At 62.4% G+C, this 12,598-nt stretch carries 11 protein-coding genes; 10 read left to right on the top strand and 1 reads right to left on the bottom strand.

The annotated features are described in order from the left end of the window. Positions 1-227 precede the first annotated feature (227 nt). Positions 228-1,184 carry a transcriptional regulator FtrA gene (gene ftrA / locus L6D80_RS21605; protein ID WP_176515405.1) on the bottom strand — a complete coding sequence of 319 codons (957 nt, stop codon included), beginning with the start codon at positions 1,182-1,184 and terminating at the stop codon, positions 228-230. 109 nt (positions 1,185-1,293) lie between these two features. Between ftrA and L6D80_RS21600 the strand changes: the two genes are divergently transcribed. The 10 genes from L6D80_RS21600 (at position 1,294) to L6D80_RS21555 (ending at position 12,585) form a co-directional block, all read left to right on the top strand. Continuing rightward, positions 1,294-1,899: a DJ-1/PfpI family protein gene (locus L6D80_RS21600; protein WP_176515403.1), complete on the top strand. Its 606-nt coding sequence runs from the start codon at positions 1,294-1,296 to the stop codon at positions 1,897-1,899. A 218-nt stretch (positions 1,900-2,117) separates the two neighbouring features. Beyond that, positions 2,118-2,453 carry a LysR family transcriptional regulator gene (locus L6D80_RS21595; protein WP_176515401.1) on the top strand — a complete coding sequence of 112 codons (336 nt, stop codon included), beginning with the start codon at positions 2,118-2,120 and terminating at the stop codon, positions 2,451-2,453. Further along, entirely contained in the window at positions 2,398-2,955 is a 558-nt protein-coding gene (locus tag L6D80_RS21590; RefSeq protein WP_176515399.1) for a LysR family transcriptional regulator substrate-binding protein, read from the top strand. The genes L6D80_RS21595 and L6D80_RS21590 overlap by 56 nt, the downstream gene beginning before the upstream one ends. A gap of 343 nt (positions 2,956-3,298) precedes the next feature. Then, positions 3,299-3,685: a cupin domain-containing protein gene (locus L6D80_RS21585; RefSeq protein ID WP_176515398.1), complete on the top strand. Its 387-nt coding sequence runs from the start codon at positions 3,299-3,301 to the stop codon at positions 3,683-3,685. Beyond that, on the top strand, positions 3,685-5,184 hold the full coding sequence (locus tag L6D80_RS21580; protein WP_176515396.1) for a methionine--tRNA ligase: 1,500 nt from the start codon (positions 3,685-3,687) through the stop codon (positions 5,182-5,184). Before L6D80_RS21585 ends, L6D80_RS21580 begins: the two co-directional genes overlap by 1 nt. 12 nt (positions 5,185-5,196) lie before the next feature. After that, positions 5,197-6,330 carry an NAD(P)/FAD-dependent oxidoreductase gene (locus tag L6D80_RS21575; RefSeq protein ID WP_176515394.1) on the top strand — a complete coding sequence of 378 codons (1,134 nt, stop codon included), beginning with the start codon at positions 5,197-5,199 and terminating at the stop codon, positions 6,328-6,330. Then, on the top strand, positions 6,320-7,249 hold the full coding sequence (locus tag L6D80_RS21570; RefSeq protein ID WP_176515392.1) for an ABC transporter substrate-binding protein: 930 nt from the start codon (positions 6,320-6,322) through the stop codon (positions 7,247-7,249). The genes L6D80_RS21575 and L6D80_RS21570 overlap by 11 nt, the downstream gene beginning before the upstream one ends. Positions 7,250-7,383: 134 nt before the next feature. Continuing rightward, positions 7,384-8,694 (top strand): SidA/IucD/PvdA family monooxygenase, encoded by a 1,311-nt coding sequence (locus tag L6D80_RS21565; protein ID WP_176515390.1) that lies wholly within the window; start codon positions 7,384-7,386, stop codon positions 8,692-8,694. A 10-nt stretch (positions 8,695-8,704) separates the two neighbouring features. After that, positions 8,705-10,768: a 2,3-diaminopropionate biosynthesis protein SbnA gene (sbnA, locus tag L6D80_RS21560; protein WP_176515388.1), complete on the top strand. Its 2,064-nt coding sequence runs from the start codon at positions 8,705-8,707 to the stop codon at positions 10,766-10,768. Between the two features lie 5 nt (positions 10,769-10,773). Then, entirely contained in the window at positions 10,774-12,585 is a 1,812-nt protein-coding gene (locus L6D80_RS21555; RefSeq protein WP_176515386.1) for an FAD/NAD(P)-binding protein, read from the top strand. Positions 12,586-12,598 lie beyond the last annotated feature (13 nt).

The raw sequence follows: 12,598 nt of genomic DNA, 5'->3' as shown, positions 1-12,598 counted from the left end.
CCTTCATTGAGTAGGTTCAAGTGCAGGTGGTACTAAGTCAGGAAATGTTTGCGTATAGAAGCAATACGAGCCGCATCGCTTCAGAAGACACCTCATTAGCCATCCGGGCTCCATCGGTAAGGTGTCAGGTGCGGTAATAGCTTACGCTGTCACGGACCCAGGTCAATTGCGCTGATGCAGCAGATCGAGCAAAGCATCGACCGCTATCTAGCGGCGAAGCAGAGCGACTATAGCCGCTGCACGAACTGACGACGGTAACGCGTGGGATTGACCCCCACCAAATTGCGGAAGTGACGTCTGAAGGACTCTTCAGAGCCGAACCCGCTTTTCTCCACCACCTCGGTTAATCGTATCTTGGGAGACTCCAGCAATTCCCTGGCATAGGCCACGCGTTCGCCCAGTAACCAGTCACAGGGCGTCAGCCCTGTCGAGTGCATGAAGCTCCGGTGCAGGGTGCGGGTACTGACCCCGGCCTTGTCGGCCATGTCCTTGACAGTGATGCGGCGCTGCAGATCGTTGCGCACCCACTCCATCACCCTGGAGATGGGCGCATCACTGCTGCTGACCAGCTGTCGGGTGGCGTATTGCGACTGGCCGCCTTCGCGATGCGGTGGTACCACCATGCGCTGAGCGACCATATTGGCGACCCGGGAACCGTGATCCTTGCGCACCAGGTGCAGCATCATGTCCAGGCCAGCCGCCGAGCCGGCGGCGGTCACGAGGCTGCCCTCGTCGACGTAAAGTTCATTGGGCAATACCGTCAGCTGCGGATACCTGCTGGCCAGAAGGTCGGCGAAGCGCCAGTGAGTCGTGACCTTGTGGCCATCGAGCAAGCCGGCGGCGGCGAGCACGAAGGCCCCGGTACAAATCGAGCACAGGCGTGCGCCACGCGCATGGGCGGCTCGAAGGTCCTGGATGAGCGAGTCCGGTACGGCGCTTTCCACACCGCGCCAGCCCGGCACGATGATGGTATCGGCACGTTCCAGCAGGTCCGCGCTAGCGCTGGGCGTGATGGTGATGCCGCCCGCTGCGGCGATGGGCCCGTCGTCGACTGCGTGCGTCCCGAAGTCGTACCAGGGCACGCCGAGCTCTGCACGCTGCAGGGCGAACACCTCCACCGTGCAGCCGAACTCGAAAGTGCAGAGCTGGTTGTAGATGAGCGCAACGACAAGATGATTTCGCATGGCGGGATGTGACCGTATATTGGCATTACCGACAGTGGTTGCCCAGGATCCTACTGAGTAATGTGGCCGTTGTCATCACGCCAAACCCACACTTCAGGAGTTTCCCGGTATGTCCCTAAACATTGGTATCTATGTATTCGACGACGTCGAAGTGCTGGACTTCGCCGGCCCCTACGAGGTCTTTACCACGGCGACTCGCATGCACGGACGAAACAACGGCGGCGATCAGCCGCTGTTCAATGTCTTCACCATCGGCCGCAACCGCGAACCTGTGTGTGCCCGGGCAGGTTTGAAGATCGAACCGGACTTCACCCTCCAAGATCACCCTCACCTGGATTGCCTGATCGTGCCAGGTGGGGTGGTGAACGCCGAGCTCGAGAAGGACGACGTGATCCAGTGGATCGGCGAACAATCGCACCCCTGCCGCGTTGTGGCGGCGGTCTGCACGGGTGCGTTCTTGATTGCACGCACTGGCAAGCTTGACGGACTGCAGGTCACCACGCACTGGGAGGACATCGGCGATCTCAAGGAGATGTTCCCGGCGCTGGAAGTGCTGAGCACTCTGCGCTGGGTCGATCAGGGCGCCTTCGTTACCTCGGCCGGTATTTCAGCTGGCATCGACATGAGCCTGCATCTGGTCGAACGCCTTCACAGCCGAGTCCTGGCCGAACGCACCGCACTGCAGATGGACTTCGACTGGACTGAAAACAACTGAGCCTCTCGTCCACGACATACCCGCTTCGCTGAGCACGATCCGGCTGTCTATCGACGTCGTAACGTTTGATATCAAGCCTCGCACAAGGCGAAGCATTCGATCGTCCACCCAAAAGAACAGTCGCAGTCAGGGGTGCTGTGCAAGGCCGGCATTCGCTCGCTGAGGCTACGCAAACACCTTCCGTGCAGGCTTGAGCCCGAGCCAGAGTTCAGCAAGACATGAAAACTCAATTCTTCAAGGTTGTTCAAACGGTTGCCCAGCATGGGTCGTTTTCTGAAGCCGCCGCTATCCTGGGATGCAGTCAATCCAACATCAGTTACGCGATCAAAGAGGTCGAGGATCATTTCGAGCAACGCCTGTTCATCCGCAGTCGCACCGGCTGCGTACTGACACCAGAAGGCAAGATCATCGCGCAGTCGTTGAGCGTCATGCTTGCCACACTTGCGCAGCTAAAAAAAAGAAGTCAGCGGCTGTGTGAACATCTGCTACAGCGCCCATATGCAGGAAACCAATTTGAAGCCGGCCATGGAGTATCTGGCCCAGCGATACCCTGACCTGCAACTGAGCGTGCGCCATGACGACGATCTGCAGCCCAGCCTCGAGGCACTGCGGCGCGGTACGGCGGATATCCTGATTCAACCCAGTACCATTCTGGACGAACGTTATGTCGAGCACCATCACTGGTGCGACGATTACCGGTTAATCGTTCCGAGCGCAAGCCAGGCGGGCCGTACCCTCATCGAGATCGCGCAGACGGTGCCCTACGTCGCCTGGCGTCACGCCGGCATCGATCGACTGCACAGCCAACTGTTCACAGACCAACTGCGCTTGCGTCATCGCGGCGAGCTCAGCTGCCTGGAAACCTTGCTCGAGCTGGTGATCGACGGCCATTATCTCTCGGTACTGCCCAGCGCCCTGTTACCTGATCTCGATCCGAGGGTGCAGTACCTGCCCCTCCCGGCACCGGTCGCCCGACGCATCAGTGTGATCGCTCGACCGATCTCTCTGCTCTCAAACGCGGCCATTGCGGTGCTGGAGGCGTTGAAGCTCGCCTGACCATCACCGTGTCTGAGGCCCGTAGGCTTATCCAGATCGCCATCAGAAGGGGCCGAAGTGGTTGCATGCAATGTGCAGCCACACCATTGGCCTTCTCGCAGCCGGCCACGATCCATTGATGTTCCAGCATTTTCTTTCCCCGCGCACAGTCTGCGTACTGATCAACGCCTCCCGGGGCCGGCCGCGTTTTCAGGCAAGCTGGCCAGGGCCGCTCGTTGCCATTGCGCTCAGCTCACCGCATTCGAGAATCCGATGCGTCACCCCTGAGCTATCGAGGCATCAGATAGCGGATTGCCATCATTGGATCCATGCTCGGCTCCAACACCCACACACGAGTCTGAGCATGGAAAAGTTCGATATTCATCGCAGGATCGATTTCAACGCGCTAGTTCCGGAGTTCGGCCTGGACGGTAGTCGTCTGCTGCCTTGGGAGGGTTACCCGATGCCGTTCGCAGGCGGCTGGTGCGTCGTACGTGCTGGCACCCGCAGCGCCACTCATACGCAAATCGACCAGGAAATCTTCATCGCCATGGAAGGCGAGGCCCGCCTGGTCATCGGCGATCGCGAGTTGCCCTTCGCCAGAGGTGACATCGCAGCGATCCCGAAGCATACCCACCACTACGTGATCAATGATTCGGATGCCGACTTCCACTTCTACGTGATTTGGTGGGACATGAATTACGTGAATGATTTCGTCGCGCATCACGACGACAGCACGGGGTGCTGGTAATGGCCAAATACATTGTCACCGTCACACCGCCGACGCCCAATGGCGACTTGCACATTGGTCACATCGCCGGCCCTTTCCTTGGCGCCGATGTCTTCACTCGCGTGCAGCGCCAGCAAGGTCACGAATGTGTACTGGTGTCCTATTCGGACGATTATCAGTCATACATGCTGCGCAAAGGCCTGGAAACAGGTATCGATCCTGTTGAGTTAGCTCGACGTAACACTGATCGCATTACCGCTTCGCTGGCGGCGATCGCCATCTGTCCGGACAACTGGATGAGGCCTTACGACAACCGCTACTTCCGTGAAGCGGTGAGCGAGGTGTTCGGCCAGCTTCGCGAGGCGGGTGCCCTCACGTTCCGCGACAGCTTGGAGCCCTACTGCGCCAGTTGCGACACCTGGGGTTATGAAGCGTTTGCGCGCGGTACCTGCAACTACTGTGGCCACGACTCCGACCCCAGCCAGTGCGAGAACTGTGCCCAGGCGCCGGATGCAGCGCAGATGGGCGGCCTTTACTGCAAGCTGTGCCAGAAACCGCCGGTGTTCAAAACCGCCCCTCGGGCTTTTCTCAAGCTCGGCGACTTCGAAGCGTACTTGCGTCAGAACCTGCTCGGTCGTCACTGGCGCGCGCCGCTCGACGCCTGGCTGGAGGAGACCTTCGAGCATCTGCACGACTGGGGTGTTACCCGCCCAGGCGAAAGCGGCCTGGATCTGAGCGCAGACGGCAGTTGCCGGGTGCATACCTGGTTCATGGGGCTGGCTGGATACATGGCTGCGTTTCGTGAGTATGCCGAACGGGTCGAGGATCCTGATCTGTTCAATCGGTACTGGCGCTCGGGTCAGGGTACCCTGGTGAATTTCCTAGGTTTCGACTGCGTATTCAGTCACTGCGTGGTGTACCCGGCGCAACTGGCAACGCTCGACGGTCTGCACGTACGCCAGCACTTCATGCCCAACCAGTTCCTGAAGCTCGATGGCTTGAACCTGTCCACCAGCCGCAACCATGCCATCTGGATCAGCGATCTGGTTCATCAGGCCTGTGCCGACAGCGCCCGGCTGTACCTGGCTAGCATCTCTCCGGAGTGCAGCGAAGGCGATTTTCGTCTGGCGCATTTCCAGCGCTGGCGGCAAGACACCTTCGGAGCCTTCTTCCCCGCCCTGATCGCGGCGGGCGCGAGCAGCAGCGACGCTGCCGCGGATACAGGTCATGCAGCCGACGACGAGCTGGTCGAAGTGCTGCGCAAACAGTGGCTCAGAGCGACGCAGGTGAAGCACTTCTCCATCAGGCGTATGGCACAGGTGCTCAATGACGTGATCGCTATTACGCGCTCGAGGCTGGAGGAAGCACGGACGGTGTCGCATTGGGCTGCGTTGATCGCAGTCATGGGCAAGGCGCTCATCCCCGATATGGCGGCGCGGATCGTTCAGGTCTATGGCCTGGATGAAGCACGCGTGACGAGTAGGGTGCTGTCCGGCCCCACCGAAGACTACTCGATCTGAGGCGCGACACACATGAGTATCGACTTTCAGGTGGCCGTTATCGGCGCAGGTATCACCGGCGCCAGCCTCGCCGCTCAGCTCGCCAGTCAGGGGCTGGACGTGGCGCTCATCGATCAGGGTAGCCCGGCCAGCCGTGGCGCCAGTGCCTATTCGGGAGGGCTGATCCGTCTCTATGACCGCGACCCGCTGTTGATGGAAATGACTGCCCGTGCGCTGAAGGCGATGGCCGGGCCGGTCTTCACCAGCGCCTATGCCGGCGCGCTGCGCCAGAGCGGTGTGCTCTATCGCGCAGGGCTCGAGCAGCAGCTGGCACTGGACATGGCCATCGAGCGCTACGCCAGTGCCGACTACCCCATGCACAGGGTGCAGGGCTACGGGCCCTACAAAGCCCGTGCAGACCGGGCTGACCTGTTCGAGGCCCGGGCGTGTACGGCAGATGTGCGTCAGATCACCGCGCGCCTGTGCGGCCTGGTCCGTCAGCAGGGCCTGGTGCTGGAGCATTGTCAGGTGCAGGACATCGACTGGCAGGCCGATGGTTCGGCGTGCCTGAGCCTGACCGGTGAGCGCTTGCGCTGTCGCCTGCTGGTGCTCGCCTGCGGCGCATGGACCACTGGTCTGCTGCCACAACTGGACCTGCAGACCCGCGCCATTCCGCTCGCTCGAGTGCTCACTGATCAGGACTGGTCGCTACCAGTGATCGACGCCCCGACGGCCAGCTACGCCATCGCATTGAGTGGACACATCGTGCAGAGTGGCTGCGAGCCTCGCGACCGAGCGAGTTTGCCTGAGGAGCTTGCAGGCCCCGATGCCCGCCATATGCTCGATGCCTGCCAGCGGATAAGCCATCTGCGCCCGCAGGCCAAGGCTCGCGTGCTCGACATCCTCCCGGGCTTCGACTGCTACAGTGCCGATGGCCGACCGGTGCTCGGTTTCGTGGACGATACCCGGGCGCTGTACGTGGCCACGGGCATGTCGGGGGTAGGTTTCAAGTTCGCGCCTGCCGTCGCTGAAATCGCCGCCGAGCAGATCGGCCGCTACCTGAGCGGCGTGACCAGCGAACCGGAGCCCAGATGGCGCGGCCTGAGTGTCCGCCGTGCGCTGTTGACGAGGGGTGCGGAGCAGAGGAGCGGCAGCCATGGCGCCTGACATCCTCAAGCCCAGACTGCAGGTGGGGGTCAGTGCGGTCTTCGACCCAGAAGTGACGCCTCATGCGCGGACCTTCTTGCACGCCATCGCCACGAGCCGCAACCAGCTCGCTGCACTGGACCAGGTGTGCTGGCACTGGTGCGACGACGGCGCCGATCCTGCTAGGGGGGCGCAAGTGGCACGCTACATGATCGATCGCCAAGTGGATTTGGTAATCGGGCACTTCTCGTCCGATGCTGCACTGGCGGCTGCGCCGCTATACCGGGCAGCGGATATCGCATTGATCACGCCGGCAGCTACGGTGGATCGACTGACCGACTACGACAACGTGCTGCGCCTGTGCCCGTCTGATCGACAGATTGCGGCGGATCTGACGACCTGGGTGTATCGCCAAGGCTGGCGACGGGTATATGTGTCCGCCGACGACAGCGCCCATGGCCAGGCATTGGCGGCGGCCATCGTACGTGCGATGCCTGGCTGCGCCCTGACCCGTAGCGATGATCCGGGCCATGCCGATGTCGAGGTGTTCGCCGGGCGTCTGCGACCCAGCCGCGAGCACTGGCAGTCGCGCCGTCGTGCCGGCCAGCGCTGGCCTCTGGTCCTGACCGACGATGCCGCCTCTGCTCACCTTGGCGCTGCCCAACTCGACGATAAGCAGACCTGGGTGATCGGTTTCGACACCGACCCTGGCGCTGGCCCGACGCAGACTTATCTTCAGGAAAGCCTGCGCCTGCTGCGTTTAGTCGCCAGTCTGGCTCCCGAGCCGTGGCCCAGTCGCAAGGCGTTGCTGCAGAAGCTGCAAGAAGGGCTTCTGGCCACGTTCGATGAGCCGCTGCTGTTCGAGCGCGGTGAATACCTCGGTTCGGCCACCCGTCTCTGGCGGGTGGGCCAGCGGGGGCTGGAACCGCCACCCACGTAGATCAAGCGCAATCGGGGCCGCGCTCTGCGACGGGCAACCGACCCCTTGTCAACCAACCCTCACACGACCAGTCAGCTGCTCGCGATTGGGCAGTGCTGCTCGCTATTTCCCACGTTGCTAAAAGGATCTTTCATATGGGGCGCAATACCATCAGACGCGACGCACTGTGTATCGGCTTTGGACCGGCAGGCGTCGCTCTTTCATGTGTGCTGGAGGATGCGAGAGAGCAACGCGAGTCTCTGGGCGATCTTGATCTGGCTTTCCTGGAGGCTGCCACCGATTGCCAATGGCATCGCGAGTTGCTGCTTGACGGCACCGATATCAACCACCACGTCTTCCGTGACCTGGTGACACCACGCAACCCACGTAGCCGCTTCTCCTTCGCCATGTACCTCAAGGACAAGGGGCGGATGTTCGACTTTGGCCTGCTGGGACGCCCGGCCAGTCGTCACGAGTGGTCGGACTACATCACCTGGGTGGCGCGGCAGGTTGACGGTCACACGCACTACGACACACACGTCGTCGAGATTCTTCCGGTCTGCGAAGACGGCGAGTTGCGCGAGGTCCGCGTGGAAACCACACGCGGCACGTTCACCACCAACCGACTGGTGCTGTCCAGCGGCAGCGTGCCGAACATCCCGGCCCAATTCCAGGCAATGACCGGCGCACGCGTGTTCCATACATCGCATTTCCTGAGTCGCCTGGCCGCTTTCGGCGACCAGATGCCCAAACGCTGGCTGGTTGTGGGTTCGGGACAGAGTGCCAGTGAGTCTGTGCTCGAACTGCTCACCCGCAATCCCCAGGCCGTAGTGCATTCGCTGCACCGTAGCGCTGGCTTCAAGCTCACCCAGCTGGGTCAATACCCCAACCGCGTGTTCGGTCCCGATCACGTCGATTACTTCCACAGCCTGGACAGCACCTCGCGCAAACGCTTCCTGGACAACAGTCGCTCGAGCAACTATGCCGGCATCGACCCGGACGAAAGCCAGAAGCTGTTCTCGCTGCAGTACGAAGATGCGATTGCCGGCCGCCAGCGCCTGCTCACCTATGGCTATCACCAGGTCAGCGCAGTATCCCGTGTTGGGGAAGGTTATCGAGTCACGCTGATCGACACCTTCAGTCAGCGTCAGCGGGAGATCGAGGTCGATGCGATCGTGCTGGCGACCGGCTACGCACAGGAAAAGGTGCCGTCGCTGCTGGCCGGCTTGCAGCCCTGGCTAGCCAGTGGCGAGGACGGTGGCCTGTCCATCGATCGCGACTACCGCATTGAGACGCGAGACGATTGCCAGGTGCGACTGTGGGTCAATGGGCTGTCCGAGCGCAGCCATGGCATCAGCGACAGCCAGTCGTTTTCGATGATGGCGTTGCGTGCCGGTCGAATCGCCCAAGGACTGGTCGATCAACCCCAGCGTCAGGCGGTGCACGTCACCGCGCTGGCACAGTGAGGGGTCGACCATGAGCCTATCGTCTCTGTGCCCCGTGTCGAGCCAGTCTGTCGAAGACCTGGTACACGACCACACCTTCTTGCACGTCTGCGGGATCGGTGCGGATTTCCACCTGAAGCTGGAATGCTTCAACCCCGCTGGTTCGATCAAGCTCAAGACCGCTCGCGGAATGATCGATGATCTGCAGGCCAGAGGCCTGATCAAGCCCGAAAGCCGGCTTATCGAGTCATCTTCCGGCAATCTGGGCGTGGCACTGGCCATGCTCTGCGCCGCCAGAGGATTGCATTTCACCTGCGTCGTGGATCCGAACAGTTCGCGGCACAGCCTCAAACTGATGCGCATCTATGGCGCCGAGGTGATCGAGGTCGACCGCACCGACGCCAACGGCGGTTTTCTTGGCACGCGAATCGCCCTGATTCACCAACTGCTCGCTGGCGATTCGCGCTACCTATGGCTCAATCAATACGAAAACGCTGCCAACCCTGAGGCGCACGCACGTACCACGGCACCTGCGATCGCGGAACGCTTCCCGCATATCGACTACCTGTTCGTCGGCGCGGGCACCACCGGCACATTGATGGGCTGCACAAAGTATTTCCAGAAACATTTTCCGCACACTCGGATCATCGCCGTGGACAGCGTCGGTTCTGTGACCTTTGGCACCCCCGCAGGGCGGCGCTTTGTTCCCGGGCTAGGCACCAGCCAACGCCCTCCGATCTTCGATCCGACGGGTATCCATGCTCTGGAGATGGTCACCGAGACACAGACGGTGGCCATGGCGCGCTTGCTGGCACGCGACCGCGGCCTGCTGGTGGGCGGTTCCACGGCAACAGTGGTCGCCGCAGTGCACGCCTGGCGCGAGCGCATTGAGCCGGGCGCGGTAGTAGTCGCGCTGTCGCCAGATTGGGGCGAGCGTTACCTGGACACCCTGTACGACGACGCTTGGGTGGAGCAACGGTTTGGGCGGCAGGTGCTGGAGATGACCCTGGACGATCTGACGACCCATCCTGATCGCACTACTTGGCTGACGCCAGCCCCAGCATCACGCTCCGTGGTACCCGCGCCTCGGCACTCGGCAGCCTTTCACGTGGTCGATGGTCAGTGCATAGCGCACCTGCTGGCCGAGGATCCGCTGGCCTGCATCGAAGACGTGCGCCGGGCCTACCTGGCGCACGAATCCGGCTGCACGGTGAACCCTGACAGCTATTTCCTGCGTTTCCCCTCGCAACCGGCCAACCGCATAATCGCCCTGCCGGCAAGCCTGGACGACGAGGCGCCGGTCACTGGTATCAAATGGATCTCCAGTTTCCCGGGGAATGTGCAGACGGGGCTGCAACGCGCATCAGCTGTGCTGTTGCTGAACGATCCGCGCACCGGTTATGCGTACGCCTGTCTGGAGTCCTCACGCATCAGCGCGATGCGTACTGCCGCCTCGGCGGTGCTCGGCGCCTACTGGGCCAATGGCCGTTCGAGACGGGCCAATGGTCTGGCGATCGTCGGTTCGGGCTTCATCGCGCGCAACCTGATGGATCTGTTCATCGCAGATGGGTGGTCCTTCGAGCACATCGGCGTGCATGACCAGCATCGCGATTCAGTCCAGGCGATGCTCGACCACCTGTGTCAACAGCACAGTCGCCAGGCGCGGGCGGTGACGTTGGACCAGGCCTTGGAGGCCGACATCCTGGTGTTCGCCACCACGGCGTCCGAACCTTATGTGCTGGACGCCGCTCTGCGGCCTGGCCAGGTCGTGCTGAACATTTCGCTGCGCGACCTCGGGCCTGCCGTCATCGCCCAGGCCAACAACCTGTTCGATGACGTCGAGCACTGCCTGAAGGCGGGAACCTCCCCGCAAAGAGCCGTTGAGCATTATCAGGACCGCAGCTTCCTTACCGGGACATTGGCTCAGCTCATGCGCGGGCTCGTCGAGCTTGATCCGCAGAAGCCGACTATCTTTTCGCCCTTCGGGCTGGGCGTGCTCGACCTGGCGCTAGGTCAGCGATTGTATCGGCAGGCACTTTCCCGGCAGATGGCGACAGCGGTCCCGAATTTCTTCTTCGAACCCAACCGCTGGTGACCGCCATGGACATTCGCATTTTTACCGGACCGGTCGCCTTACGCGCAGCCATCGTCGGCATGGGGTCACGCGGCTTGAGTCTTCTGGAGCAATTCATCGCGCTGGCGCAGGCGAATCCCGACAAGGTCATGCAGCTCTCACTCCATGATCCGCAAACACCGGGGGCCGGCCTGCATGCGCAAACGCAACCGGACTATCTGATGCTCAACACCATGGCGGGTCAATTGTCGGCCTTCTGCGGCGCCCACCCGCTAGCCCCCACGGCCGGACCGACTTTTCTGCAGTGGTGCCACGAGCAGGATATCCGGTTGGATGGACGCGGGCATCTGAGTCCCGATGCCACGGGACGACCGGTCGCGTTCGGTGATTTCGTACCGCGTCGCCTGCTGGGTCTATACCTGCAGGCTAGCTACCGCTGGCTGTTGCAGCGCTGCCCTGACAACCTGCAGGTCAGGCATTTTGCCGAACGGGTGAGCCGCGCCACGCCTTTGCCCGATGGCGCGGGCTGGACGCTCCATTCGTCCTCTGGCGAGGCCCGAAGCTGTGACGCGCTGTTCATCACCTGCGGTCATGCACAGGCGCCGTCTCTGCCCACCGAGGCAGGTGGGCGAGTGGCCGTCGAGGGGTTGGGGCTCACGGCAATGGACACACTGGCCGCCTTGACCGAAGGGCGGGGCGGTCGTTTCGTGGCGGCCGATAACCTGGCGGGCTGGCGCTACGAGGCCAGCGGTCGGGAGCCCAGCCTCTACCTGTTCTCGCGCAGCGGGCTGCCCTACCATGCGCGCCCGGCGGCAGGGGTGGACAGCCATCAGCCGTGGCCGCGGCTGTTCTTCACGGCTGCGGCCGTCGAGCGACTGCGAGGGCAGTCGTGCCAGTTGGATTTCGTCGCCCAGGTGCTGCCGTTGATCGAAGACGAGATGCGCGCAGTGTTCTACCAAGCCACTGTCAGGTGTCAGGCGCCCGAGCAGTTGGCCGAGTTGCAGCGAGACTTGCAGGCGGCTGATAACGATCAGCGCCGCTCGGCACTCTTCGCGCGCCTGGCGCTTGACTGGGGCGAATTCGATCCTGCCGGCTGGCACGCCGTTGGTCACTGGCAGGGAAGGGCTGACGGCTACGTCAGTTGGTACAGGCACTGGATAGAGCAGGACCTGATTCGCAGCCGTCTGGGCCGTGCCCAGAGTCCGCTGACTCAGGCGATGGAGGTCTGGCGAGACTACCGCGATCTGTTGCGCCAGGTCGTCGACCACGGCGGGCTCCAGGCGCACTCGACCCTAGCGTTCTACCGCTTCTTTGCCGGAGTCTCCAATCGCCTGGTCGGCGGCCCTCAAAGCGAGCGCTACGAAGACTTGCTGGCATTGCTAGACGCCGGTGTGCTTCAGGTGCTACCCCCCCAGCGGGTACGCCGCCGAAACGGCATCCTCAGCCTGCATGGACTGCATGACGACCAGGCCCCTGCCTTGACGGTGGACCATCTGATCGAGGCGCGGGCGCTGCCCAGCGGGCTGTCCGCCAGCCATCACCCGCTGTTGGCCGATCTGCTCGAACAGGGCCTGATTCGCGCGGCGCACCCCGAGCCTGCCGACGGCGTCGACGTCGACCCGATGGGGCGGGCGCGCTATCCCGATGGCACCGTCCATGACCGACTCTGGTTACTGGGCCCAGCGGTGGAGGGCAGCACCTTCTACAACCATTACGTCCCGACGCCCGATCCCCACTGTCTGGCCCCACTGCAGGCGCGCAGGGCCGTGCAGGACTGCCTGACCCGGCTGATGCAGCAATCCCGCGCACAGCTCCAAACCTCCGTCAACTGCCTCTAGGAGCAGCCATGTA

This window comes from Pseudomonas ceruminis (genome assembly GCF_021602025.1).
In the GTDB taxonomy this organism is placed as follows: domain Bacteria; phylum Pseudomonadota; class Gammaproteobacteria; order Pseudomonadales; family Pseudomonadaceae; genus Aquipseudomonas; species Aquipseudomonas ceruminis.
This window is presented reverse-complemented; position numbering and strand designations above follow the sequence as displayed.

Excerpts from the sequence above, each read along its gene's own strand:
- ftrA (WP_176515405.1), bottom strand. The coding sequence starts at position 1,184 with ATGCGAAATCATCTTGTCGTTGCGCTCATCTACAACCAGCTCTGCACT.
- L6D80_RS21600 (WP_176515403.1), top strand. The coding sequence starts at position 1,294 with ATGTCCCTAAACATTGGTATCTATGTATTCGACGACGTCGAAGTGCTG.
- L6D80_RS21595 (WP_176515401.1), top strand. The coding sequence starts at position 2,118 with ATGAAAACTCAATTCTTCAAGGTTGTTCAAACGGTTGCCCAGCATGGG.
- L6D80_RS21590 (WP_176515399.1), top strand. The coding sequence starts at position 2,398 with ATGCAGGAAACCAATTTGAAGCCGGCCATGGAGTATCTGGCCCAGCGA.
- L6D80_RS21585 (WP_176515398.1), top strand. The coding sequence starts at position 3,299 with ATGGAAAAGTTCGATATTCATCGCAGGATCGATTTCAACGCGCTAGTT.
- L6D80_RS21580 (WP_176515396.1), top strand. The coding sequence starts at position 3,685 with ATGGCCAAATACATTGTCACCGTCACACCGCCGACGCCCAATGGCGAC.
- L6D80_RS21575 (WP_176515394.1), top strand. The coding sequence starts at position 5,197 with ATGAGTATCGACTTTCAGGTGGCCGTTATCGGCGCAGGTATCACCGGC.
- L6D80_RS21570 (WP_176515392.1), top strand. The coding sequence starts at position 6,320 with ATGGCGCCTGACATCCTCAAGCCCAGACTGCAGGTGGGGGTCAGTGCG.
- L6D80_RS21565 (WP_176515390.1), top strand. The coding sequence starts at position 7,384 with ATGGGGCGCAATACCATCAGACGCGACGCACTGTGTATCGGCTTTGGA.
- sbnA (WP_176515388.1), top strand. The coding sequence starts at position 8,705 with ATGAGCCTATCGTCTCTGTGCCCCGTGTCGAGCCAGTCTGTCGAAGAC.
- L6D80_RS21555 (WP_176515386.1), top strand. The coding sequence starts at position 10,774 with ATGGACATTCGCATTTTTACCGGACCGGTCGCCTTACGCGCAGCCATC.